At 67.5% G+C, this 22,227-nt stretch carries 17 protein-coding genes and 1 tRNA gene; 7 read left to right on the forward strand and 11 right to left on the reverse strand.

The window, feature by feature from the left end; genetic code table 11:
• Positions 1 to 20 precede the first annotated feature (20 nt).
• Entirely contained in the window at positions 21 to 983 is a 963-nt protein-coding gene (locus tag ACUCV0_RS00865; protein WP_271654163.1) for a GlxA family transcriptional regulator, read from the forward strand.
• A 28-nt stretch (positions 984 to 1,011) separates the two neighbouring features.
• Here the strand turns inward: ACUCV0_RS00865 and ACUCV0_RS00870 are convergent, their stop codons facing one another.
• From ACUCV0_RS00870 to ACUCV0_RS00880, 3 genes are all read right to left on the reverse strand, one after another.
• A complete protein-coding gene (locus ACUCV0_RS00870) occupies positions 1,012 to 3,576 on the reverse strand; it encodes a bifunctional diguanylate cyclase/phosphodiesterase (protein ID WP_482211787.1) in 2,565 nt (854 codons plus the stop codon).
• Between the two features lie 175 nt (positions 3,577 to 3,751).
• Complete coding sequence (locus ACUCV0_RS00875) at positions 3,752 to 4,432, reverse strand: COG3650 family protein (RefSeq protein ID WP_323149889.1); 681 nt, start codon at positions 4,430 to 4,432, stop codon at positions 3,752 to 3,754.
• A gap of 60 nt (positions 4,433 to 4,492) precedes the next feature.
• A complete protein-coding gene (locus ACUCV0_RS00880; protein ID WP_482211788.1) occupies positions 4,493 to 5,092 on the reverse strand; it encodes a short chain dehydrogenase in 600 nt (199 codons plus the stop codon).
• Between the two features lie 96 nt (positions 5,093 to 5,188).
• On the opposite strand from ACUCV0_RS00880, the gene ACUCV0_RS00885 reads away from it, so the two are divergent.
• Positions 5,189 to 6,100 (forward strand): LysR family transcriptional regulator, encoded by a 912-nt coding sequence (locus ACUCV0_RS00885; protein WP_482211789.1) that lies wholly within the window; start codon positions 5,189 to 5,191, stop codon positions 6,098 to 6,100.
• 595 nt (positions 6,101 to 6,695) lie between these two features.
• Here the strand turns inward: ACUCV0_RS00885 and ACUCV0_RS00890 are convergent.
• From ACUCV0_RS00890 to ACUCV0_RS00910, 5 genes are all read right to left on the reverse strand, one after another.
• Positions 6,696 to 7,397, reverse strand: a complete 702-nt coding sequence (locus tag ACUCV0_RS00890) for an ABC transporter ATP-binding protein (RefSeq protein WP_482211790.1) — start codon at positions 7,395 to 7,397, stop codon at positions 6,696 to 6,698.
• A gap of 11 nt (positions 7,398 to 7,408) precedes the next feature.
• On the reverse strand, positions 7,409 to 8,176 hold the full coding sequence (gene livG / locus ACUCV0_RS00895) for a high-affinity branched-chain amino acid ABC transporter ATP-binding protein LivG (RefSeq protein WP_482211791.1): 768 nt from the start codon (positions 8,174 to 8,176) through the stop codon (positions 7,409 to 7,411).
• The gene (locus ACUCV0_RS00900) at positions 8,173 to 9,429 is read right to left on the reverse strand and encodes a high-affinity branched-chain amino acid ABC transporter permease LivM (RefSeq protein WP_482211792.1); all 1,257 of its coding nucleotides are present in this window, start codon (positions 9,427 to 9,429) and stop codon (positions 8,173 to 8,175) included. Before ACUCV0_RS00900 ends, livG begins: the two co-directional genes overlap by 4 nt.
• Positions 9,426 to 10,349 carry a high-affinity branched-chain amino acid ABC transporter permease LivH gene (gene livH, locus ACUCV0_RS00905; protein WP_017642422.1) on the reverse strand — a complete coding sequence of 308 codons (924 nt, stop codon included), beginning with the start codon at positions 10,347 to 10,349 and terminating at the stop codon, positions 9,426 to 9,428. The genes ACUCV0_RS00900 and livH overlap by 4 nt, the downstream gene beginning before the upstream one ends.
• A 114-nt stretch (positions 10,350 to 10,463) precedes the next feature.
• The gene (locus ACUCV0_RS00910) at positions 10,464 to 11,585 is read right to left on the reverse strand and encodes a branched-chain amino acid ABC transporter substrate-binding protein (protein ID WP_059313978.1); all 1,122 of its coding nucleotides are present in this window, start codon (positions 11,583 to 11,585) and stop codon (positions 10,464 to 10,466) included.
• A 214-nt stretch (positions 11,586 to 11,799) separates the two neighbouring features.
• Here ACUCV0_RS00910 and ACUCV0_RS00915 point away from each other — a divergent pair, with 214 nt between their 5' ends.
• A complete protein-coding gene (locus ACUCV0_RS00915) occupies positions 11,800 to 12,117 on the forward strand; it encodes a DUF2288 family protein (protein WP_059313979.1) in 318 nt (105 codons plus the stop codon).
• 45 nt (positions 12,118 to 12,162) lie between these two features.
• On the opposite strand, the gene ACUCV0_RS00920 is transcribed toward ACUCV0_RS00915, so the two are convergent.
• On the reverse strand, positions 12,163 to 13,149 hold the full coding sequence (locus ACUCV0_RS00920) for an aldo/keto reductase (RefSeq protein ID WP_323149892.1): 987 nt from the start codon (positions 13,147 to 13,149) through the stop codon (positions 12,163 to 12,165).
• A 111-nt stretch (positions 13,150 to 13,260) separates the two neighbouring features.
• Between ACUCV0_RS00920 and ACUCV0_RS00925 the strand changes: the two genes are divergently transcribed.
• The 3 genes from ACUCV0_RS00925 to ACUCV0_RS00935 all read left to right on the forward strand — a co-directional run bounded on the left by ACUCV0_RS00925 (position 13,261) and on the right by ACUCV0_RS00935 (position 16,256).
• Positions 13,261 to 14,148, forward strand: coding sequence for a LysR family transcriptional regulator (locus ACUCV0_RS00925; protein ID WP_271654170.1), 888 nt, complete (start codon positions 13,261 to 13,263; stop codon positions 14,146 to 14,148).
• Positions 14,149 to 14,237: 89 nt separating this feature from the next.
• Positions 14,238 to 16,151 carry a selenocysteine-specific translation elongation factor gene (gene selB / locus ACUCV0_RS00930; RefSeq protein WP_482211793.1) on the forward strand — a complete coding sequence of 638 codons (1,914 nt, stop codon included), beginning with the start codon at positions 14,238 to 14,240 and terminating at the stop codon, positions 16,149 to 16,151.
• A gap of 9 nt (positions 16,152 to 16,160) precedes the next feature.
• Positions 16,161 to 16,256 (forward strand) — tRNA-Sec (locus ACUCV0_RS00935).
• 10 nt (positions 16,257 to 16,266) lie between these two features.
• Here ACUCV0_RS00935 and ACUCV0_RS00940 read toward each other — a convergent pair.
• Positions 16,267 to 17,277, reverse strand: a complete 1,011-nt coding sequence (locus ACUCV0_RS00940) for a hypothetical protein (protein WP_482211794.1) — start codon at positions 17,275 to 17,277, stop codon at positions 16,267 to 16,269.
• Positions 17,278 to 17,465: 188 nt separating this feature from the next.
• Between ACUCV0_RS00940 and ACUCV0_RS00945 the strand changes: the two genes are divergently transcribed.
• Positions 17,466 to 18,074, forward strand: coding sequence for a TetR/AcrR family transcriptional regulator (locus tag ACUCV0_RS00945; RefSeq protein ID WP_482211795.1), 609 nt, complete (start codon positions 17,466 to 17,468; stop codon positions 18,072 to 18,074).
• Positions 18,075 to 18,083: 9 nt separating this feature from the next.
• Here the strand turns inward: ACUCV0_RS00945 and ACUCV0_RS00950 are convergent, their stop codons facing one another.
• Positions 18,084 to 22,115 (reverse strand): bifunctional nitrate reductase/sulfite reductase flavoprotein subunit alpha, encoded by a 4,032-nt coding sequence (locus tag ACUCV0_RS00950; RefSeq protein WP_482211796.1) that lies wholly within the window; start codon positions 22,113 to 22,115, stop codon positions 18,084 to 18,086.
• Positions 22,116 to 22,227 lie beyond the last annotated feature (112 nt).

Consider the following 22,227-nt stretch of genomic DNA (forward strand, 5'->3'; position numbering starts at 1 on the left):
GACAGGAAGCCAGACGTTAGATGACCATCCGCATCGCCTTTCTGCTGTGGCCCGACGTTCGTCCGCTGACCGTGGGCCTGGTCGAGGAAGCGTTGGAACTCGCTGCTCGCCATTCGAGCGATACGCCCTACGAGGTGCGCTTCCTGCAGGCTGGCAGCGACTTGCAGCCGCGGCTGCCGGGTGGCCACTGGGAGGGGCAGCTGGAACGCCTGGATCGGCTCTTCGTGCTGGCCGACGAACCTTCGCCCGCGCTGCCGCCGCCCCTGGTCGCGGCGCTGCGCCAGACCGCCCGGGCCGGTGTAGTCATGGGGGGCTTTTCCGCGGGCGTGCATATCCTGGCCCAGCTCGGCCTGCTCGACGGTCATCGCGCCGCCGTGCACTGGCGCTGGCTGGAGGAATTCAGCGAGCAGTTTCCCAAGGTCATCGCCACCCATCATCTCTACGAATGGGATCGCGACCGCCTGACCGCCTGCGGTGGCCTGGCCATCCTCGATCTCCTGCTGGCCATGATCGGTCGCGATCGCGACGCCGAACAGGCCGGCACCATCGCCGAAGAGCTGATCGTCGAACGCCTGCGCGAGGGCAGCGAGCGGCAGCGCATTCCGCTGAAGAATCGGCTGGGGTCGAGTCATCCCAAGCTGACCCAGGCGGTGATGCTGATGGAAGCCAACATCGAAGAGCCGCTCACCACCGACGAGATCGCCCAGCACGTCTGTGTGTCCCGCCGGCAGCTGGAGCGGATCTTCAAGCAGTACCTGGCGCGGGTGCCCAGCCAGTACTACCTGGAATTGCGGCTGAACCGGGCGCGCAAGATGCTCACCCAGACCAGCAAGTCCATCATCCAGATCGGCCTGTCCTGCGGCTTCTCGTCGGGACCGCACTTTTCCAGCGCCTATCGCAACTTCTTCGGCGTCACCCCCCGCGATGACCGCAACCAGCGCCGCGGCGCGGCAGGCGAGGGCAGCATGGTGGCCGAGCGCTAGGCGAAGGGCCTGGCCCGCGCCCGGCACTTCAGCTCAGCGGCTGCGCCGCCACTTCGCTCAGCCAGGTGCCCAGGCGGTTGGCTGGCAAGGGCGCGCCGCAGTGGAAGCCCTGGATCTCGTCCGCCGGCAGGTGCTGCACCTGGCGCAGGTGGTCGGCGTCTTCCACGCCCTTGAGCGTTACCGTCAGCCCCAGTGACCGACCGAGGTCGATCATCGCCCGAACCAGGGCACTGTCTTCCGGCGCATGGTCGGGCCGCGGGATCAGACTGCGATCGAGGCGGATACCGTCCAGTGGATAGCGGCGCAGATAGGCCAGGGAGCACAGGCCGGAGCCGAAGTCGTCCAGGCACAGGCGCACGCCCAGGCCCTTGAGCGCGCCCAGGGTGTTGGCCACGTCCGCCGCCGGATCCAGCAGGGTACGTTCGGTGATTTCCAGTTCCAGACGGGGCGCCGCCAGGCCGCTCTGATAGAGCACCTCGGCTACGGTCTGCACCGGATCCTCGTTGGCATGGAATTGCTGCGGCGACAGATTCACCGATACCGAGAGCTGTTCCGGCCAGCCCTGGGCATCGTGGCAGGCCGTCTCCAGCACCCAGCGCCCCAGGCGTTGCCCAAGCCCGGCGTCTTCCGCCAGGGCCACGAAGTCCAGGGGCTCCAGCAGGCCCTGGGTGGGATGGTCCCACCGTACCAGGGCCTCGAAGCCGCGCAGACTGCCATCGGCCAAGCAGCGCCGTGGTTGGTAGTAGAGACTGAGGCGGTTGTCGCGTAAGGCCTGGCGCAGATCCTGTTCCAACTGCCGGCGCAGCAGCACCTGTTCGTTCATGGCCGGCTCGTGGAAGCGCCAGGTGCCGCGACCGGCCGCCTTGGCCTGGTAGAGCGCGATGTCCGCCAGCCGCAGCAGTTCCGCCGGGATGCCGGTATCCCGTGGCGCCAGGGCCACGCCCAGGCTGCTGCCGATGAACACCCGCTGCTCGCCGAGGCGGAAGGGCTGGCGCAACTGCTCCACCAGACGCCGGCAGAGGTCGGCGATGGCCCGTGGGTCGCGTTCGCCGCTGAGCACCACGCAGAACTCGTCGCCGCCCAGCCGCGCCACCAGATCGGTGGCGGTCACGTTCTGTCGCAGGCGCTGTGCCACTTCCTGCAGGACCTGGTCACCGGCCGCATGACCGAGGGCGTCGTTGACCGTCTTGAAGCGATCCAGATCCAGGCTGATCAGGGCCAGGGGACGCGGGTCCGGACCGTCCAGGCGGGTGGCGAGAAACTGGTGCAGGCGGTGGCGATTGGGCAGGCCGGTCAGGGGGTCGTGCCAGGACAGGTGCTGCACCTGGGCCAGGGCTTCGATCTCGTCGGTGAGATCCGTGACGGTGCCGCGATAGCCACCCTCGGGAATGGCCCGGGCCGCCACCCGGCAGGTACGCTCGCGACCACTGCCGTCCAGGTAGTGGCAGACCAGGGGCGGTCGCGGCTTGCGATCGTGCTCATGGCTGGCGAGCCAGTGCGCCAGGGTATCGGCATGGGGTGTCAGCAGCTCGTTGAGCGGGCGCCCCAGCCAACGTTCGGCGGCCTCGCCGGTGACCTCGGCGAAGCGCTCCGAAACGTAGACCAGACGCAGGTTGGCGTCGACCTCCCATAGCCAGTCCGAGGTCGCCTCGGCGATATCGCGGAAGCGGCGTTCGCCGATGGCCAATTCGCTGCGGCTGGCCAGGAGGTCGTCGTACTGGGCATCCAGCTGGCGCATCGAGATCAGCGCCTGACGAAACAGCCAGATCAGCCCCAACAGCAGGATCAGGACGCCACCACCGAATAGCGGCAGGGTCTGCTGCATGAGCCACAATCCCGGACGCGGCGGGCGCCAGGTCAGCTGATAGCGGGAGCCCGGCAGTTGCCAGCTGGCGCGGCTGCCGGTCGGGTCGGTGGTGATGCCCAGGGGCGGCAGGCCGTTGACTTCGCTCAGCATGGCCAGCTTGGCCGGACTCAGGACATTGACGAACACCAGCACCGAGGCTGGGGGATCCTGGGGGCGGACGCCGGCATGGTCGCTTGGCGTGATGGCGGCAGCGGCCACCAGCGCTGGCGTACCGCCTACGTTCAGGACGCCGGAGACGCTGCCGGCGCGGGCATCCGCGCTGCGTGCGGCCGCCAGTAGACCGGCGACGTCGCCGGCCAGCCAGGGCGTCGCGGGGTCGGCGAGCTGGCCATCGAGCAGGCGATAGCGGGGCTGGTTCTGGCCGTCGAACACCAGCACCCCTTCGTAGCCATAGACCCGGAACAGCGACTCGCCGAGGTTGCCCTGCGCGAAGGCCCAGTCACTGTCCAGCGCCTGGTGGAGGCGGAGATAGGCCTCGTCCCATTTGCTGTAGTCGATGAGGTTGCGGGCGACCTCTTCGTCGAGGCGTGTGAAGGTACGGCCAATGGCCCGCTCGGTCTGCTGGGCGACAGTGGCATCCTGGCGCACGGCGTTGTCGACCAGCAGGTAGCAGCCCAGGCCGATGAGCGCCAGCAGCAGTACGCACAGTGCCGGAAACAACCGCAGGATGATGGTGTGGCCGCGCCGGCGCGGCGGTGCGCTGCGGGACACTGGAGATGATGACATGCCTGAACCCTGGCTGATTGAGCGTTCCTGTGCCTTCGCCGGACGGTGCCCGAAGGCGACCGAGCGAAGCGGGTAGAACCTTGCCGCCGCTAGACTAGCCCGTGAAGAGGCGCGACGCTAAACGTAAAGCGGGAGATGCCAAGGAGATCGCGCTAAGCGACGTGCGAACCCCGTCCTAGGTGGGATTTCCGGCGCCGCCATAGGAGGCGCAGCCCTGCCAGGTCTGGCCATTGATGCGCAGTTCGGCCTGCAGCGACTGGACGGTGCCGGTACGGCCGTCCACGCAGCGCCGGGGGTTGATCCACAGCTCGACCTTCTCCCCGTTGGCTTCGGTGGACAGGGCGCGCATCCCGCCGGGCAGTTCTTCCTGCAGGTAGGGAAGGGCGCGGCGCTGCTGGCCAGCGGTGCTGATCAGCATGCCCTGGTTGCTCACCTGGACGTTCCAGTCCGGCCCGTGGCCGCTGGCGCTCATGGCGGTACGCTTGAAGTTGGGATCGCTGCAGCCAGGTCCGCTGTACTGCACGCGATAGACATCGGTGACGGCGAAGATGCCCTGGGCACCGTCGCGGCCGCCGGACTTCAGCTTGCCGCGCAGATCGGCGAACAGCGACGCGGCGCCACTGTCGGCGGCCAGTTCGTGGGCGTCGCGCAGGATGGCGGTGTTGTTGGCATCGGTAACGTCGAAGAAGCGCTGTTCCTGGCAGGGGCGGAACAGCAGCTGCTCGCCGCTCCAGCGCAGATCGCCCTGCAGGCGCTCGCCGCCCGGTGCACGCGGGGTGTCGTCGCTCTGGAACAGACTGCAGCCGCCGAGGAGGCCGAGCAGGGCGAGGGGAAAGATGGAACGCGGCGCTGGCATCGCGGGACTCCCGACTGAGGTGGGCACACGTTACTCAGACAACGCCGGGAGCTCAAGGACTTACCAGACGCGATAAGTCTTGCCGGTTTCCCTGCCTTCCACGCTGCGTTCGTAGGCCAGGGCCACGTCGGCGCCGGGTACTGGCTTGAAGCCGCGGAAGAAATCGCCGTAGTGCCCCAGCGATTCTTCCAGCACCGTCGGACTCACCGCGTTGAGACGCTGACCCCGCGGCAGCTCAATGGCCGCGCCGCGTACGAAGCCCTCCAGGGCGGCATTGACCATGGCCGCCGAGCTGCCCTGGGCGATGGGCTGCTCGCTGAGGATGCCGGTGGTGAGGGTGAAGGAGGCGCCATCGGCGGCCTGCGCCTGGCCCAGCAGCACCAGGTTGACCTGGCCCATGAGCTTGTCCTGCAGGCCCTTCTGAAAGGCCTCCGGGGTCATCTCGGTGAAGGGCGCGAAGGTCACCGAACCCACCGCGCTGATCAGGGCATCGAAGCGGCCGACCTGGGCGAACAGGGTACGGATGGACTCCGGCTGGGTGATGTCGACCTGCAGATCGCCGGATTGGCGACCGACACGGATCAGTTCATGACGACTGCCGAGGCGTGCGGCGATGGCACTGCCCAGGGTGCCGTTGGCACCGACGAGGATGACTTTCATGGCTTGGACTCCTTGTAGAAGAGGAGTTCAGCCTAGGATGATCCATTGGCATGATAAATCGGCCTACAGGCAATCCAGTGTTTCCAGGAGGAAACGATGCAGGAACAGCTGGCGGATCTGGTGGCATTTGCCGTGCTCTGCGAAGTGGGCAGCTTCACCACGGCGGCGCAGCGGCTGGGCTGCAGCAAGGGACAGCTGTCCAAGCGTATCCGGGCGTTGGAGAGTCGGCTGGAAACCGACCTGCTGCACCGAACCACCCGCCGGCTGACCCTGACCGCCGCGGGTTGTGAACTGTTGCCGGAAGCCCAGGCCCTGCGCCGCCAGGGCGAGCGGGCGTTGCAGAGCGTGGCGCGGCTGCGCGAGGAGGCGACCGGCCAGGTGCGGCTCACGGTGCCGGTCTCGCTGGGCTACACCTTCTTCGAGGTGCTGCTGGCCTGTCGCACGGCGCATCCTGGTATTCAGCTGGAGGTGGTGCTGGACAACGGCTATCGCGAGCTGGTGGCGGACGGCTTCGACCTGGCCATCCGCGCCCGAGTGGAACCGGACGAGCGCCTGGTGGCGCGGCCGCTGTTCGCCATGCAGGAGCTGACCTGCGCCGCGCCCGGGTATTTGCAGCGGCACGAGATACCGGCAGCGCCGGCCGATCTCGCCGGGCACGCCTGCCTGGTGAACAGCCACTATGCCGAAGGTGAGCGCTGGCTCTATCACCGCGACCACGGGCTCGAACGGGTGCAGGTGAAACCTGGGCTGGCCTGCAACCACTACAGCCTGCTCAAGCAGGCGGCGCTGGCGGGGCACGGCATCGCCCGGTTGCCGTCGTTCATGGTGCACGAAGAGTTGGCCAGTGGCGCCTTGGTCTGGCTGCTCAAGGAGTGGCGCACGCCCAGCCTGCCGCTGTTTCTGGTACATCCCTACCAGGGTGGGCTGCCCAAGCGGACGCGGGTTGTAGCGGAAGCCTTGAGCGACTGGTTCGAGCGCAGTCGGCAGCGGTTGGAGGCCTTGGGGTAGTGGGGCTGATGGAGCTGAAGGCCTGCAGGGATAGCCCCCTCTCCCTCCGGGAGAGGGCACCCTTTGCCAGGAAGCCCCAGTGGAAAAGGCTGCGCCGTTTTCCACGCTACGGTGCTGTTGAGCTTCGACGGTGGAGCCGTCTCAACCCAACCTACGCGCTGCAGGGATAGCCCCCTTTCCTTCCGGGAGAGGGCTGGGGTGAGGGCACCCTTCGCCAGGAAGCCCCAGTGGAAAAGGCTGCGCCGTTTTCCACGCTACGGTGCTGTTGGGCTTTGACGATGGAGCCGTCTCAACCCAACCTACGCGCTGCAGGGATAGCCCCCTCTCCCTCCGGGAGAGGGCTAGGGTGAGGACACCCTTCGCCAGGAAGCCCCGGTGGAAAAGGCTACGCCGTTTTCCACGCTACGGTGCTGTTGGGCTTTGACGGTGGAGCTGTCTCAACCCAACCTACGGTCGATCCGCCGTAGGTTGGGTTGAGCGTAGCGAAGCCCAACAAGCCATTGCCTCGATCAGGCACCGTTGGGCTTCGACGGTGGAGCCGTCTCAACCCAACCTACGTGCTATCGCGGCCATGGTGACGATTGGAACCAAAGACTCAACCGCCCAGGTAGGCCTTGCGCACGTCCGGGTTGGCCAGCAGTTCGGCGCCGCTGTCCTGCATGACGATGCGGCCGTTCTCCAGCACGTAGCCGCGGTCGGCCAGCTTGAGCGCCTGGTTGGCGTTCTGCTCGACCAGGAACACCGTCACCCCATCCTGACGCAGCTGTTCGATGATCTCGAAGATCTGCTGGATGATGATGGGCGCCAGACCCAGGGAGGGTTCGTCGAGCAGCAGCAGGCGCGGCTCGCTCATCATCGCCCGGCCGATGGCGAGCATCTGCTGCTCGCCGCCGGACATGGTGCCGGCGCGCTGGGCATAGCGTTCCTTGAGGCGGGGGAAGAGGCCGAGGACCTTGTCCAGCTGACGGTCGTAGCCGTCTTTCTCGGTGAAGAAGCCGCCCATGGCCAGGTTCTCTTCCACGGTCAGGCGGGCGAACACCCGGCGGCCTTCCGGCACCACGGCGATGCCCTTGCGCATGATCTGCGCGGTTTCCTGGCCGACCAGTTCCTCGCCTTCGTAGCGGATGCTGCCGCCATGGGCGCGCGGCGTGCCGCAGAGGGTCATTAGCAGGGTGGACTTGCCGGCGCCGTTGGCGCCGATCAGGGTGACGATCTCGCCCCGGTTCACCTTCACGCTGACGCCATGCAGGGCCTGGATCTTGCCGTAGAAGGTGGAGACGTTGTCGAACTGCAGCATGGAGGTCTCCATCAGGATTCGCCCAGGTAGGCCTTGATCACGTCGGGATTGTTGCGGATCTGCTCCGGCGTCCCGTCGGCCAGGGGCGTGCCCTGGTTGATCACCACGATGTGGTCGGAAATGCTCATCACCAGATGCATGTCGTGCTCGATCAGCAGCACGGTCACGCCGTGCTCGGCGCGCAGCAGGGCGATGAGCGCCTTGAGGTCCTCGGTCTCGCGCGGGTTGAGACCGGCGGCCGGCTCGTCGAGCATGAGGATCTGCGGGCGGGTCATCATGCAGCGAGCGATTTCCAGGCGCCGCTGCTGGCCATAGGCGAGGTTGCCGGCGTTGCGGTTGGCGAACTCGGTGAGGTTGACCTGCTCCAGCCAGAAGCGCGCATAGTCCATGGCCTCGGCTTCGCTCTTGCGAAAGGCCGGGGTCTTGAACAGTCCGGCCAGGAAGCCGGTGTTGAGATGGCGGTGCTGGGCGACCAGCAGGTTCTCCACCGCGGTCATTTCCTTGAACAAGCGGACGTTCTGGAAGGTGCGCACCACGCCCTTGCGGGCGATCTTGTGCCCGGGCAGGCCCTGGATGGCCTCGCCGCGCAGGAGAATCTCACCGCCGCTGGGCCGGTAGAAGCCGGTCAGGCAGTTGAACACCGTGGTCTTGCCGGCACCGTTGGGACCGATCAGCGAGACCACCTGGCCCTGCTCCACGCGGATGTTGACGCCGTTGACGGCCAGCAGGCCGCCGAACCTCATGGACAGGCTGGAGACATCGAGAAGGGCTTGGCTCATTTGCGCAACTCCAGGTGCGGGCGTTGCATCGGGAGCAGGCCTTGCGGACGCCAGATCATCATCACGACCATCAGTAGGCCGAACATCAACATGCGGTATTCGCTGAATTCGCGCATCAGCTCCGGCAGCAGGATCATCACGATGGCCGCGAGGATCACACCAAGCTGGGAACCCATGCCGCCCAGCACCACGATGGCCAGGATGATGGCCGACTCGATGAAGGTGAAGGATTCCGGCGACACCAGGCCCTGCCGGGCAGCGAAGAAGCTGCCGGCGAAACCGGCGAAGCAGGCGCCCAGGGTAAAGGCCGAGAGCTTGATCAGCGTGGGGTTCAGCCCCAGGGCGCGGCAGGCGATCTCGTCTTCGCGCAGGGCCTCCCAGGCGCGGCCGATGGGCATGCGCAGGAGGCGGTTGATCACGAACAGGGTCAGCAGCACCAGCAGCAGGGCGATCAGGTAGAGGAAGATCACCTTGTATTCGGAGTTGTAGGGGATGCCGAAATACTCGTGGAAGGGCGTCATGCCCTCGGGTGCCCGGCGCTCGAAGGTCAGGCCGAACAGGGTCGGCTTGTCGATGCCGCTGATGCCATTGGGACCGCCGGTCCACTGGGTGAGGTTGCGCAGCAGGATGCGGATGATCTCGCCGAAGCCCAGGGTGACGATGGCCAGGTAGTCGCCGCGCAGGCGCAGCACCGGGAAACCGAGCACGAAACCGAACAGCGCCGCCATCAGCCCCGCCAGTGGCAGGCAGACCCAGAAGCCCAGCCCGAAGTAGTGCGAGAGCATGGCGTAGGTATAGGCGCCGACGGCATAGAAGCCGACGTAGCCCAGGTCCAGCAGACCGGCCAGACCCACCACGATGTTCAGGCCGAGGCCGAGCATCACGTAGATGAGGATCAGGGTGGCGATGTCCACCGCGCCACGCGAGCCGTAGAAGGGCCATACCAGGGCGACCAGCACCAGGCCCAGGATCACCCAGCGCTGGGTCTTGGGTTCGGTGAGCCTGGTGCCCAGGCCGGTAGCCGGCAGCTGCAGGCCGCCGCGGTTACGCCAGCCAGCGGTGAGCGGATCACGCACCAGTTGCCAGACGAACATCAGCACCGCGGCCAGGGCCACGATCCAGAGGGTACGCGGCGTGGCGCCGTGCACTTCGAGGTTGACGCCTACCGTCTCCAGCTTGAGGCCGAGGATGGGGTAGGCGACGGCCAGCACCAGCAGGGCGCTGAAGAAGGCGGTTCGCAGACGGGCACTCATACCTTTTCCACCTCCGGGCGACCCAGGATGCCGGTGGGGCGGAACAGCAGCACCAGCACCAGCAGGCTGAAGGCCACCACGTCCTTGTACTGGTCGCCGAAGACGTCGGCGCCGAAGGCCTCGGCCACGCCCAGTACCAGGCCGCCGAGCATGGCGCCGGGGATGCTGCCGATACCGCCGAGCACCGCCGCGGTGAAGGCCTTGATGCCGGCCAGGAAGCCCAGGCTCGGGTTGATCACGCCGTACTGGATGCCCAGCAGCACCGCGGCCACGGCAGCCAGGGTGGCGCCGATGACGAAGGTCAGGGCGATGATGCCGTTGGTGTTGATGCCCAGCAGGTTGGCCATCTTGATGTCCTCGGCACAGGCGCGGCAGGCGCGGCCCAGGCGGGAGCGGGAGATGAACCAGGTCAGGCCGAACATGGTGAGCAGGGTGACGATGAAGATCAGCACCTGCACATAGGAGATCACCACGCCGTTCATGGCGTCGGTGCCGATGATGAAGTTGCCCGGCAGCAGGTTGGGGATCGACTTGTCCTTGGAGTCCTGGGCCAGCAGCACCCAGTTCTGCAGGAAGATCGACATGCCGATCGCCGAGATCAGCGGGATCAGCCGGTTACCGCCACGCAGGGGGCGATAGGCGATGCGTTCGATGCTGTAGCCGTAGGCACTGGCGATGACGATGCTGGCGGCGAAGGCGGCGAGCATGACGATAGGCAGGCTGTGGATGCCCAGCATGGCGAGGCCCGCGATGGCGATGAACGCCACATAGGAGCCGATCATGTACACCTCGCCATGGGCGAAGTTGATCATGCCGATGATGCCGTAGACCATGGTGTAGCCGATGGCGATCAGGGCATAGGTGCTGCCGACCGTGAGGCCGTTCACCAGCTGTTGCAGGTAGTGGTAGAACTCGGGCATGGGTGTCTCCAGGGGACCTATGAGCACTTCTGGTGCGGGTCCCAGGCCTCGGATGGAGGCGGATAAACGAAGCCCACCGCCGTTGGCGGTGGGCTTCGGTGTTACAGGCAGGGCTTACTTGGCTTCGGTCTTGGTGCCGTCGGCATGCCATTCGTAGACCACGAACTCGAAGTTCTTCAGGTCGCCTTTGTCGTCGAACGCCAACTCACCGGTGGGGGTGTCGAAGGTGTTGCTGCGCAGGGCCTTGGCCACGTCCTCGGGCTTCTCGTCGCCAGCCTTCTCGATGCCCTGGGCGATGACCTGCACGGCGGCATAGGAGGGGAACACGAAGGGACCGCTCGGATCCTGCTTCTTGTCCTTGAACGCCTGGACCAGGGCCTGGTTCTTGGGATCCTGGTCGAAGGAGCGCGGCAGGGTGACCAGCAGGCCTTCGGAGGCCTTGCCGGCGATGGCGGAGATGGAGCTGTTGCCCACGCCTTCCGGACCCATGAACTTGGCGGTCAGGCCCTTCTCGGCCGCCTGACGCAGGATCAGGCCCAGCTCGGGGTGGTAGCCGCCGTAGTAGACGAAGTCGACGTTGGCCTGCTTGAGCTTGGCGATCAGCGAGGAGAAGTCCTTGTCGCCGGAGTTGATGCCTTCGAACACGGCGACCTTGACGCCGGCCTTATCCAGAGTCTGCTTGACCGCGGTGGCGATGCCTTCGCCGTACTGCTGCTTGTCATGGATGACGGCGACGACCTTGGGCTTGACGTGCTCGACGATGAACTTGCCGGCGGTCGGGCCCTGCATGTTGTCCAGGCCGATGGTACGGAAGATCAGCTTGTAGCCGCGGTTGGTGAGGTCGGGGCTGGTGGCCGCCGGGGTCACCATCAGGATGCCTTCGTCCTCATAGATGTCGGAGGCGGGCTGGGTCGAGCTGGAGCACAGGTGGCCGACCACGAACTTGATGCCATCGTTGACGATCTTGTTGGCCACGGCCACGGCTTGCTTGGGATCGCAGGCGTCGTCGTAGATCACGCCTTCGAGCTGCTTGCCCTTGACGCCGCCGGCCTTGTTGATCTGCTCGATGGCCATCTGGGCACCAATGAACTCCATGTCACCGTACTGGGCGACCGGACCGGTCTTGGGACCGGCCAGACCGATCTTCAGGGTATCGGCCGCCAGGGTGTGGCTGGCCATGCCGGCGAGTGCCAGGGCCGCGATCAGACGGGAGAAACGCAGAGATGCCTTTTTCATGAGTGCTCCACTCGGAATGCTTTTATTAATGAGGCAGTTGGAAGCGAAAATGTGCCGATTTTGTTCTTTATGACGCGCTGCGCAGTTTAATCACCGTCTGTTCGTCTTGGAAAGCTGGCGACGACAACTTGTCGGGCTTGTCGACCGCGCGTCCGGGCGCTCGGCAAGTGGGAAGGGCGCCGGTAGAATCCGCCCTTTTCGCGAGGCCCGCACCATGACCGATCACGCAACGCTCTACGCCACCCTGCTCGGGCAGACCGCCGCCATCGGCTGGGAAGAATTGCAACCGCATTTTGCGCGGGGCGTGCTGCTGGAAGTGGCACCCGAGCTGGACCTGATCGAGGCGGCCATCGCCGTGACCCAGGACGATGCCGGTCGCGTGGGGCAATGGCTGCAGCAGGGTCAGCTGGCCAAGGTCGACGAAGACCGGGCACGGCGGCGGCTGGAAGCCCCGGCGGTGGCCCTGTGGGCGGTGGTGGTCGCGCCCTGGGTACTGATGCAGGAGCGTCCGGCCGAGCGTTCCGCGGACTGAAACGCAAAGGCCCGCGCAAGGCGGGCCGTTGGTCGACGGTGAGAATCAAGCTTCGCTGTCGAGATCGCGCAGCTGGTGTTCGCCATAGCGATCGCCGGCGACCGCCTCCGGTGGCAGCAGTCGTTCCAGTTCGACGCGGTCCGCGGCGCTGAGCGTGATGTCCAGTGCGCCCAGGGATTCGTCCAGCTGATCGCGCCGCCGGGCGCCGACCAGGGGCAGGATATCCTCACCCTGGGCGGCGACCCAGGCCACCGCCAGCCGGGCAGGGGTGGTGCCCCGGCGTTCGGCGAACTGCTTCAGGCCTTCCACCAGCGCCAGGTTGCGCTCCACGTTGCCCGGCTGGAAGCGCGGGCTGAGCGCGCGGAAGTCGCCGCCGCCGGAGGGCTGGCGCCAGTGGCCGCTGAGCAGGCCCCGGGAGAGCACACCATAGGCGGTGATGCCGATGCCGAGTTCGCGGCAGGTCGGCAGGATCTCCGCCTCGATACCGCGCGAGACCAGCGAATACTCGATCTGCAGGTCGCAGACCGGATGTACCGCCGCCGCCCGCCGCAGGGTGTCCGCCCCCACTTCGGAAAGGCCGATGTGGCGGATGTAGCCGGCCTGCACCAGCTCGGCGAGGGCGCCCATGGTGTCCTCGATGGGCACCTGGCGATCCAGCCGCGCCGGGCGATAGATGTCGATATGGTCCACACCCAGCCGCTTGAGGCTATAGGCGACGAAATTCTTGATCGCCGCGGGGCGGGTGTCGTAGCCCAGCCATTCGCCGGCCGGGCCGCGCAGGGCGCCGAACTTGACGCTGATCAGCGCCTCATCCCGCCGACCGCGCAGGGCGTCGCCCAGGAGCAGCTCGTTGTGGCCCATGCCATAGAAGTCACCGGTATCGAACAGGGTGACGCCGCGTTCGAGGGCGGCCTGGACGGTGGCGATGGCCTCGTCACGGTCGGCGGCGCCATAAAGGTCGGACATGCCCATGCAGCCCAGACCGAGCGTGGATACCAGGGGGCCCTGCTGGCCCAAGCGACGCTGTTGCATGAGGGATTCCTCGTCAGGTGGATGAGGCTGCACTCTAGCCTCCAAGGTGCTGTGCGATAATCCGGGCTGGACACAACGACCTGTTCGCTCAGCCGTACAATGGAGGTGCCAATGAATCTGGATGACCTGGCAGCCTTCGCCGCCGTGGCCGAGGCGCGCAGCTTTCGCGGCGCCGCCTATGTGCGCGGTGTGGCGGCGTCTTCCCTGAGCGATGCCGTGCGCCGGCTGGAGCGGGAGCTGGATGTCCGGTTGCTGCATCGCACCACTCGCAGCGTGACCCCCACCGATGCCGGCCAGCGCCTGCTGGAGCGCCTGACCCCGGCGCTGCGCGAGGTACGCGGCGCGCTGGACGCCATCAATGCCGAGGGCGAGAGCCCGGTCGGTAGTCTGAGACTCAACGTGCCCACCATCGTCGCCCGGGTGCTGTTGCCCCCGCTGATCGGGCCCTTCCTGGCCAGGCATCCCGGCATTCGCCTGGAGGTGGTGGCCGAGGATCGATTGATCGACGTGCTCGCCGCAGGCTTCGATGCCGGCGTGCGCTACGACGAGCATCTGGAAGGCGACATGATCAGCGTGCGGCTGGGCCCGGCCACCCAGAGATTTGCCGTGGCGGCCACGCCCGCCTACTTGGAACAGCATGGCGTACCTGTGCATCCCACTGACCTGGTCAGGCATTCCTGCATCGGGCATCGCTTCGCCAGCGGCCTGGTGGCGCAGTGGAGCTTCGAGCGTGGCAGCGAGGTCATCAATGTCGCGCCGGGCAGTCGCCTGCTGGCCTCGACACTCGATCTGGAATTGCAGGCCGCCCTCGACGGTGTCGGCCTGATCTATTCCTTCGCCGACTACCTGGCCGAACCCCTGGCCGACGGCCGCCTGGTCGAGGTGCTGGCAGACTGGTCCAGCGTCTTTCCTGGTCCGCGGCTCTACTACGCGGATCGCCGCCAGCTGCCGGCCCCGCTGCGGGCTTTCGTGGCCTTCTTGCGCGAGCGTCACGGCTAGGCGATACCGCCAGCCGCCGCTACCCTGGGGGTCCGACCGCCGTCCGGAGTCTCCATGACGTCCCTGTTTTCCCGCCTGATGCAGCCCTCATGATCATCGGTACCGCCGGCCACATCGACCATGGCAAGACCGCGCTGATCCAGGCCCTCACCGGGATCGCCGGTGATCGGCGGCGCGAAGAGCAGGCCCGGGGCATCACCATCGACCTGGGCTATGTCTACGCCGACCTGGGTGACGGCGGGCTCACCGGCTTCATCGACGTACCCGGCCACGAGCGCTTCGTGCACAACATGCTGGCCGGTGCCAGCGGCCTGGACCTGGCCTTGCTGGTGGTGGCCGCCGATGACGGCGTCATGCCCCAGACCCGCGAGCACCTGGCGATCCTCGAATTGCTCGGCATTCCCCGGCTGCTGGTGGCCCTGACCAAGGCCGACCGGGTGGACGCCGAGCGTCTGGCGGAGGTGCGCCAGGAAGTCGGTGTGCTGTTGGCTGCCGGGCCCTTCGCCGGCGCGCCATTGTATCCGGTGGCCAGTCCCAGTGGCGCAGGCATTTCCGCATTGCGCGCCGCCTTGCTGAATGCCCTGGGCGAGGTGCGTGAGCGCAATGCCCGGGGCAGCTTCCGCCTGGCGGTGGATCGGGTGTTCAGCGTCGCCGGTGCCGGGGTGGTGGTTACCGGCACTGCCTTTGCCGGTCAGGTCGCGGTAGGCGACGAACTCCTGCTCACCCCACGCGGGCAACGCCTGCGGGTGCGCGGTCTGCATGCCCAGAATCGCGCGGCCGAGACCGCCCGGGCCGGTCAACGGGTTTCCCTCAATCTCGCCGGTGAGCGGCTGAGCACCGACAGCCTCGCCCGCGGTGACTGGCTGGTGGCCGAGGCGCTGCATGCGCCCACCACCCGTATCGATGTGGAGCTACGGCTGCTGCCCGGCGAGGCGCGCAACCTGGCGCACTGGACGCCGGTGCACGTGCACCTGGGTGCCCAGGATCTCACCGGCCGGGTGGCCCTGCTGGAAGGCGACAGCCTGGCACCCGGCGCCACGGCCCTGGCACAGCTGGTGCTCAATGCCCCGCTGCACGGCGTGCATGGCGATCGCCTGGTGCTGCGCGACCAGTCCGCCCAACGCACCCTGGGCGGCGCCCGGCTACTCGACCCCTTCGCCCCGGCGCGGCATCGCCGCACGCCGCAGCGCCTGGCACAACTCCAGGCACTGCGCCAGGGCGGTCTGGAGGAGGCCTTGCCCGAGCTCCTGGCCCAGGCCGACGGCGGTCTCGATCCGCGATTGCTGGCGCGCCAGTTCAATCGGCCCGAAGGCGACTGGCAATTGCCAACCGACACCCTGAGGGTGGAAACGCGCGTCGGCCCGCGGCTGTTCCAGGCTTCTCTGTGGCAGGCAGCGCTGGAGCGCCTGAGCGAGGCGCTCGCCACCTTTCACCAGGAACAACCCGACGAGCTGGGCCCCGATCGGGATCGCCTGCGCCGCATCGCTGCACCGGCGCTGGAACGGCCCGTCTATCTGGCCCTACTGGAGACGGCCCTGGCCGAAGGGCGACTGCAGAGCAGCGGCCCCTGGCTGCACCTGCCCGATCATCGGGTACGCCTCACCGAGGTGGAAGAGGGGCTCAAGGCCCGGCTCTGGCCGCTGCTGGAGGCCCAGCGTTTCGATCCGCCCTGGACGCGGGACCTGGCCAAGAACCTGGGTCAGCCCGAGGCCGAGGTACGGCTGCTGCTGCGCAAACTGGCTCGGCTGGGGGAACTGACCCAGGTGGTCAAGGATCTCTTCTATCCCCAGGCGAGCCTGGAAGCCGCGGCCGGTGAGGCATTGCGCCTGGAGCGCGAAGCAGGGATCATTCGCGCCGCGGCCTTCCGCGATGCCCTCGGCATCGGCCGCAAGCGCAGCATCCAGATCCTCGAATGCCTGGATCGCATCGGTTTCACCCGTCGCTTCGGCGACGAGCGCCGGGTTCGCCCGGACAGCGCCTGGGCCCGCGCGGCCGAGGGTTAGCGCAGCAGAGGAAGGCAATCACGCCCGGTGGCGTGGCCGGGCTTCAAACCCGGTTGGGGACGGCAGCCGTTCCCGGGTGGGTTCGACTCCCACTGCCTTCCGCCATTTCCCGCCGTCAGTGACCATCCGCCTGCTGATGGATCACCCCGCCCTCCCGTTGCAACTCCTGCAGAAACCACTTGGCCTCCCAGAGCAACTCAGGCATGTAGAGGCCCGCAGGTAGCGGGGTGCCAGTCTCCAGTCCCAACACTCGCTCCAGCGACAGCACCAGGCCCAGAGCCGTGAGCGACGACTGGCCGTGGCGGAATTCCAGCACGGCATGCCGGGTGGTCCACCGGCCCGCCGCTTCGCCGGTGACGGTCACCACGATCTCGGCCGCCGTTTCCGCCCCTCGGCGGCGACTGGAGGACTCGCCCGTGGCCAGGTCGAAGCGGATATCTCCGGCCCCGGTGGCAGAATAGAGGCTCAGCAGGTCGATGGAGCCGAAGGCGGTAGCAGGCAGCCGGCGACCGTCCAGCGCGGTGATCTCTCCCGGGATCGCTGCGCCGGTCAGCCAGTGACGTCGACCCTTGTGGAACACCAGCGCGGCAGGGGCGGCGCTGTGGACACGCTCCATGTCTTCCCAGGCCAGCGGACCGGCTGGATCCTTTTCGTCGAGCAGGACGTCGATCTTGATAGCGTCGACCCGCGCCAGGCCGCTTGCCTGGTCGAGCGCGAGCGCCAGAGCGGCTCCGGAGGCCCAGTGGCTGGACAGCACCAGAGCGTTGGCAGCAGGGCGGTGCATGAACTGCGCGACCTCCAGCCCTAGTTCGGTGACGCCGGTGTTGGCATTCAAGTAGGGGATGCCTAAGGTCTGGGCGAGGCGCAGGCCGTGCAGCGCCTGGTCCGGCGCGAGCATGATCATGGCCCCGGGGGAGAGTGTCTCGTCCAGACCAAGTCCTGGCCGGTCGAGATCGAGGATGACTGCCTGGGCATTGCCCGCGATCCGGGCCACGGCCTGGGCAGTGCCAAGTGTGCGACCGCCCACCAGCAGAGGCCGGTCGGGGTGGCGCTTGCGAAACCATTGGACGGCCTGGCGGCCTACCGTGCCTGAGCCACCAGCGAAAAGTACGGGTTGCAGTGTCATGATCCGGTCCTCGATAGCGAAATGATGGGATCCATCGTCGGCGATAGCCCTGATGTCGAGGATTCAGTGACCTGTTCCGCGACCAACACGGCAGGTCTGGCTGAAGACATCTTTTGCCGATAACCTACCAATAGTAGGTTGTATTCAGGATTAACCTACCTTTAGTAGGTTTCAAGGTGATTTGACGAATGGCAGAACGATCCAAGGTGGAAAAGTCAGGCTCGGAGAGCTCGGGACGACGCCTCTCGAAGGCCGCGCGGCGGGAGCAGTTGCTGGAGACGGCGCGGTTCATCGCACGGGAAGAGGGGGCGGATCGCTTGACGCTCGGCCATCTGGCCGTGCGGGCCGGAGTGTCCAAGCCGGTGGTTTACGAGCACTTCGGTACCCGCTCGGGGCTGCTCATCGAGCTCTATCGCTGGTTGGATCTGGCGCAGATGGACGCCTTCCGCCAGACCCTGGCCGCCTGTCAGCAGAGCGCCGAAGAGGCCACCGCGGCGCTGGCCGAGGGTTACATCCGTTGCGTGACCGACATGCAGGGCGAGGTCGGCGTGCTGGCGGCGGCGCTGGCGGGGAGTGAGGAAAAGACGGCGGTGTACCAGGAGTTGCTGGAGCACGGCACCCAGATGGTGGCGGCGGTGCTCACGCCGCACAGCAAAAGACCCGCCACAGAGTTGCAGGTGTCCTGCATCGGTCTGGTCGGCGCTGGCGAGGCCCTGGCCGCGGCCGTGGTGCGCGGGGCACTGGGCGAGCACGAGGCCATCGAGGCCTTCACCCGCCTGGTGCGCGCGGTGCTGTAGCCGGCGGCGCTAGTAGACGTCCTTCAGATAGCGCTTCTGTTCGCTCATCCCGCGCAGGTACTCGCTGGCGGCCTCGTCGCTGAGGTGGCCATGGGTGGCCACCACCTGGCGCAGGGCCTGGTCGACGTCCCGGGCCATGCGGCTGGCGTCGCCGCAGACATAGACGCGGGCGCCGTCCTGCAGCCAGCGCCAGACTTCGGCGCCGCGTTCGCGCAGCCGATCCTGCACATAGACCTTCTCGGCCTGGTCGCGGGAGAAGGCCAGGCTGAGTTCGCTCAGCAGGCCATCGCGCTGGAAGGCTTCCAGCTCGTCGCGGTAGTAGAAGTCGTGGGCGGCGTGCTGTTCGCCGAAGAACAGCCAGTTGCGCCCCTGGTCGCCCCGGGCGCGGCGCTCGTGGAGAAAGCCGCGGAAGGGGGCGATGCCGGTGCCGGGGCCGATCATGATCAGCGGGATGTCGCCCTGGTCCGGCAGGCGGAAATGACGCGAGGGCTGGATATGGACCTCGGTGGCGGCCTCGCCTAGGCGGTCGGCGAGAAAGGTGGACGCCACACCCTTGCGCCGGCCGTAGCGCACCGCCGAGACGGTGAGGTGTACCTGGCCGGCATGGGCCAGGGGGCTGGAGGCGATGGAGTAGAGCCGCGGTTGCAGGCGCTTGAGACTGCCGAGCAACTCGCGGGCATCGTGGCGGGCGGGAAAGCTCGCCAGCACATCGGCCAGTTGCCGGCCCCAGAGCCAGGTCTTGAGTTCGTCGCGGGCGGCCAGCAAAGTGCGGCAATCGGCATTGCCGCTGCGCTCGGCCACTAGCGCCAGGGTCTCGGGGTTGGGGCGGGCAATCTCGTAGTGCTCGCCCAGAGCCTGGCGCAGTGACAACTCCCCGACCTTTGGCACGGCGACTGGCTGTTCGCCGTCCAGACCGGCGAGGGTGAGGATCTCTTCGACCAGCTCCGGACAGTTGCGCGCCCTCACGCTCAAGGCATCGCCGGCCTCGTAGGCCAGCGGTTGCTCGGACGCGAGGCCGAACAGCCGCACCTCCTTGTTGGATCCGGCGCTGTTGAGTCTCTGGTTGATGACCAACCGCGCCGGCACTGTGCTCGGGCGATTGGTGGTGGCCGGAGTCACCAGGGGCACGCTGGTGGCCTGGGGGGCCAGTTGCCCTTGCAGGGCGGCCAGCCAGGCATCGGCGCCGTCGAGACCCTCGGCGTCGCAGTCCAGGCGCGGGCACAGGCGGCGAGCGCCGAGTTCGGCCAGGCGGGTGTCGAGGCGCTGGCCGTGGCCGCAGAATTGCTCGTAGGTGGAATCGCCCAGGGCCAGCACGGCGTAGTCCAGTTCGGCCAGGGAGGCGTCGAGGCGACTGAGGCCCTGCCAGAAGGCCTGGCCGTTGTCCGGCGCCTCGCCGTCGCCAAAGGTGCTGCTGACCAGCAGCAGGCGGCGGGCACCGGTCAGGCGTTCCACGGCATAGGCGGCCATGTCGTGCAGTTCCACGCTGAGACCGGCCTGGCACAGGCGGGCGACGCAGCGCTCGGCCAGGGCTTCGGCGTTGCCGGTCTGGGACGCCCAGAGCACTACCAGATCGGCCGGCGCGGTGGGGGCCATGGCCAGGCCGGCGGCCTGGCTTTCCGGTAGGCGGCTGAACAAGCCGGCGAGCAGGCCGTCGAGCCAGAGGCGGGTGTCGGCGGCCAGCGGCGCCTGGGCCGGCAGGCAGGGTACGCCCTGGGCAACACCGTCGCGCAGGCCGTCCATGAAGCCGGCCAGGTAGGTGCGCTCGACCGCGCTGAGCTGGGGCCGTACCGCGGTCGCGACCCCGGTGAGCTCGGCCAGCCGCGCCAGGGCGGGCTGGTGGGTGCTCTCCATGACAGGCTCGTCGGCCGGCAGTTGGCGGTGGGGAATGGTGGCGACGCGAGTCAGGCGCACGGCGCAGACCTTGAGTTCCGGTTGCAGCGAGAGCGGATCGACGGCGTCGCTGGTGACGGCATTGATGGCCAGGTCGCTGCCCTGGACGTCGGCCCAGTGAAAGGGCGCGAAGCAGTTGCCGGGCTGGACCCGGTCGCTAAGGGTCACCGGCAACACGGCACGGCCACGACGGGAAGTGATCTCCAGGCGGTCGCCGTCCGCCAGGCCCAGGGCTTCGGCATCCTGGGGATGTACCTCGATGAACGGGGCGGGGTTGAGGCGGTTCAGGGCGGCGATCTTGCCGGTCTTGGTGAGCGTATGCCACTGGTGCTGCAGGCGGCCGGTGTTGAGCACGAAGGGGTAGTCGGCATCGGGCAGTTCCGCTGGCTCCAGGTGCGGGCGGGCGAAGAATTGCGCCTTGCCACTCGGGGTGGCGAAGTTGAGGGCGGTTGGTTCGCCGGTGGCGTCCAGGCGCAGGGTCTGGCTGCGGCCATCGTTGCGATAGCGGATCGGCTGGCGCGGATCGCTCTCTGCGCTGGGGCAGGGCCATTGCAGCGGCGTCTCGCGCAGCCGCGCATGACTGGCTCCGCGAATGTCGTAGCCGGTCTGGGGGTTGTGGAATTGCCGGATCTCGTCGAACACCTCGGCGGCCGAGGCGTAGCTGAAGTGCTCGCCATAACCCAGGGCGCAGGCCACGTCGGCGATGATCCGCCAGTCGGCGCGGGCCTCGCCGGGCGGGGTGACAGCCTGGGGCGCCAGGGTCAGGTTACGCTCGGAGTTGATCATCACCCCGTCGGCCTCGGCCCAGAGCGCGCCGGGCAGCAGGATGTCGGCGTACGGGTTGGTCTCGGTGTCGAGAAAGGCGTCCTGGGTGATCACCAGCTCGGCGGCCTGCAGACCGCGGACGACCGTCTCGCGATTGGCCACGCTGGCCACCGGGTTGGTGCAGATGATCCAGCAGGCCTTCACCTTACCGGCGGCCAGGTCCTCGAACAGGGCGATGGTACCCTGGCCGAGGCGGGTGTGCAGGGTGCCCTCGGGGATGCCCCAGGCCCGCTCGACGAAGGTGCGGTCGGTAGTCGACAGCAGGCTGCGCTGGCCAGGCAGGCCGGGGCCCATGTAGCCCATCTCGCGCCCGCCCATGGCGTTGGGCTGGCCGGTGAGGGAGAAGGGGCCGCTGCCGGGGCGGCAGATCTTGCCGGTGGCCAGATGCAGGTTGCACAGGGCGTTGGTGCTCCAGGTGCCGTGGGTGCTCTGATTCAGGCCCATGGTCCAGAGACTGGTCCATTCGCCGGCCTCACCGATCCAGCGTGCGGCGGTACGGATGTCCGCCTCGGCCAGGCCCGTGCCCGCAGCGACAAGCGCCGGCGTGTAGTCGGCGAGAAAATCGGGCATCGCCGCCCAACCTTCGGTATGGGCGGCGATAAAGGCTTCGTCCAGATGGCCCTCGGCGTGCAGCAGGTGCAGCAGACCGTTGAGCAGCAGCAGGTCGCTGCCGGGGCGCAGTTGCAGGAAGAGATCGGCCTTCTCGGCGGTGGCGGTGCGCCGCGGATCTATCACGATCAGCTTGGCGCCGCGCTTGACCCGATCCAGCAGGCGCAGGAAGAGGATGGGATGACAGTCGGCCATGTTGGCGCCGCTGACGAGGAAAAGGTCGGCGCGGTCGAGGTCGTCGTAGGAGCCGGGCGGACCGTCGGCGCCAAGGGACAGCTTGTAGCCGGTGCCAGCACTGGCCATGCACAGCCGGGAGTTGGATTCGAGCTGGTTGGTGCCGATGAAGCCCCGGGCCAGCTTGCTCACCAGGTACTGGGCCTCCAGCGACATCTGCCCGGACACATAGAAGGCGATGGCGTCGGGGCCGTCGCGGTCGAGGATGGCGCGCAGGCGTTCGGCGGTGGCGGCGATGGCCTGGTCCAGCTCGGTCTGCACCGGTTGGTGGGAGCGGTCGTGGCGGACATAGGCCTGCCCCATGCGCCCGCTGTCCACCAGCGCCTGGTGGCTGGTGCTGCCCTTGGTGCAGAGGCGGCCGCGATTGGCGGGGTGGTCGCGGTCACCGCTGACCTTGATGACCCGGCCGTCTTCCACCTGCATGACGATCCCGCAGCCGACGCCGCAGTAGGGGCAGACGCTCTTGATGTGGGTAGTGGCCATGGCAAGGATCCTTCAAGAACCAGAAAGCAAAAAGGCGCCGGTCGCGCTCCCCGGAGGGAGGCGAACACGGCGCCTTTGTCGTGAAAGGAAGCGATCGGCGTTGACCGCTCCA

The sequence above is a fragment of the Pseudomonas sp. VMV1 genome (assembly GCF_056790235.1).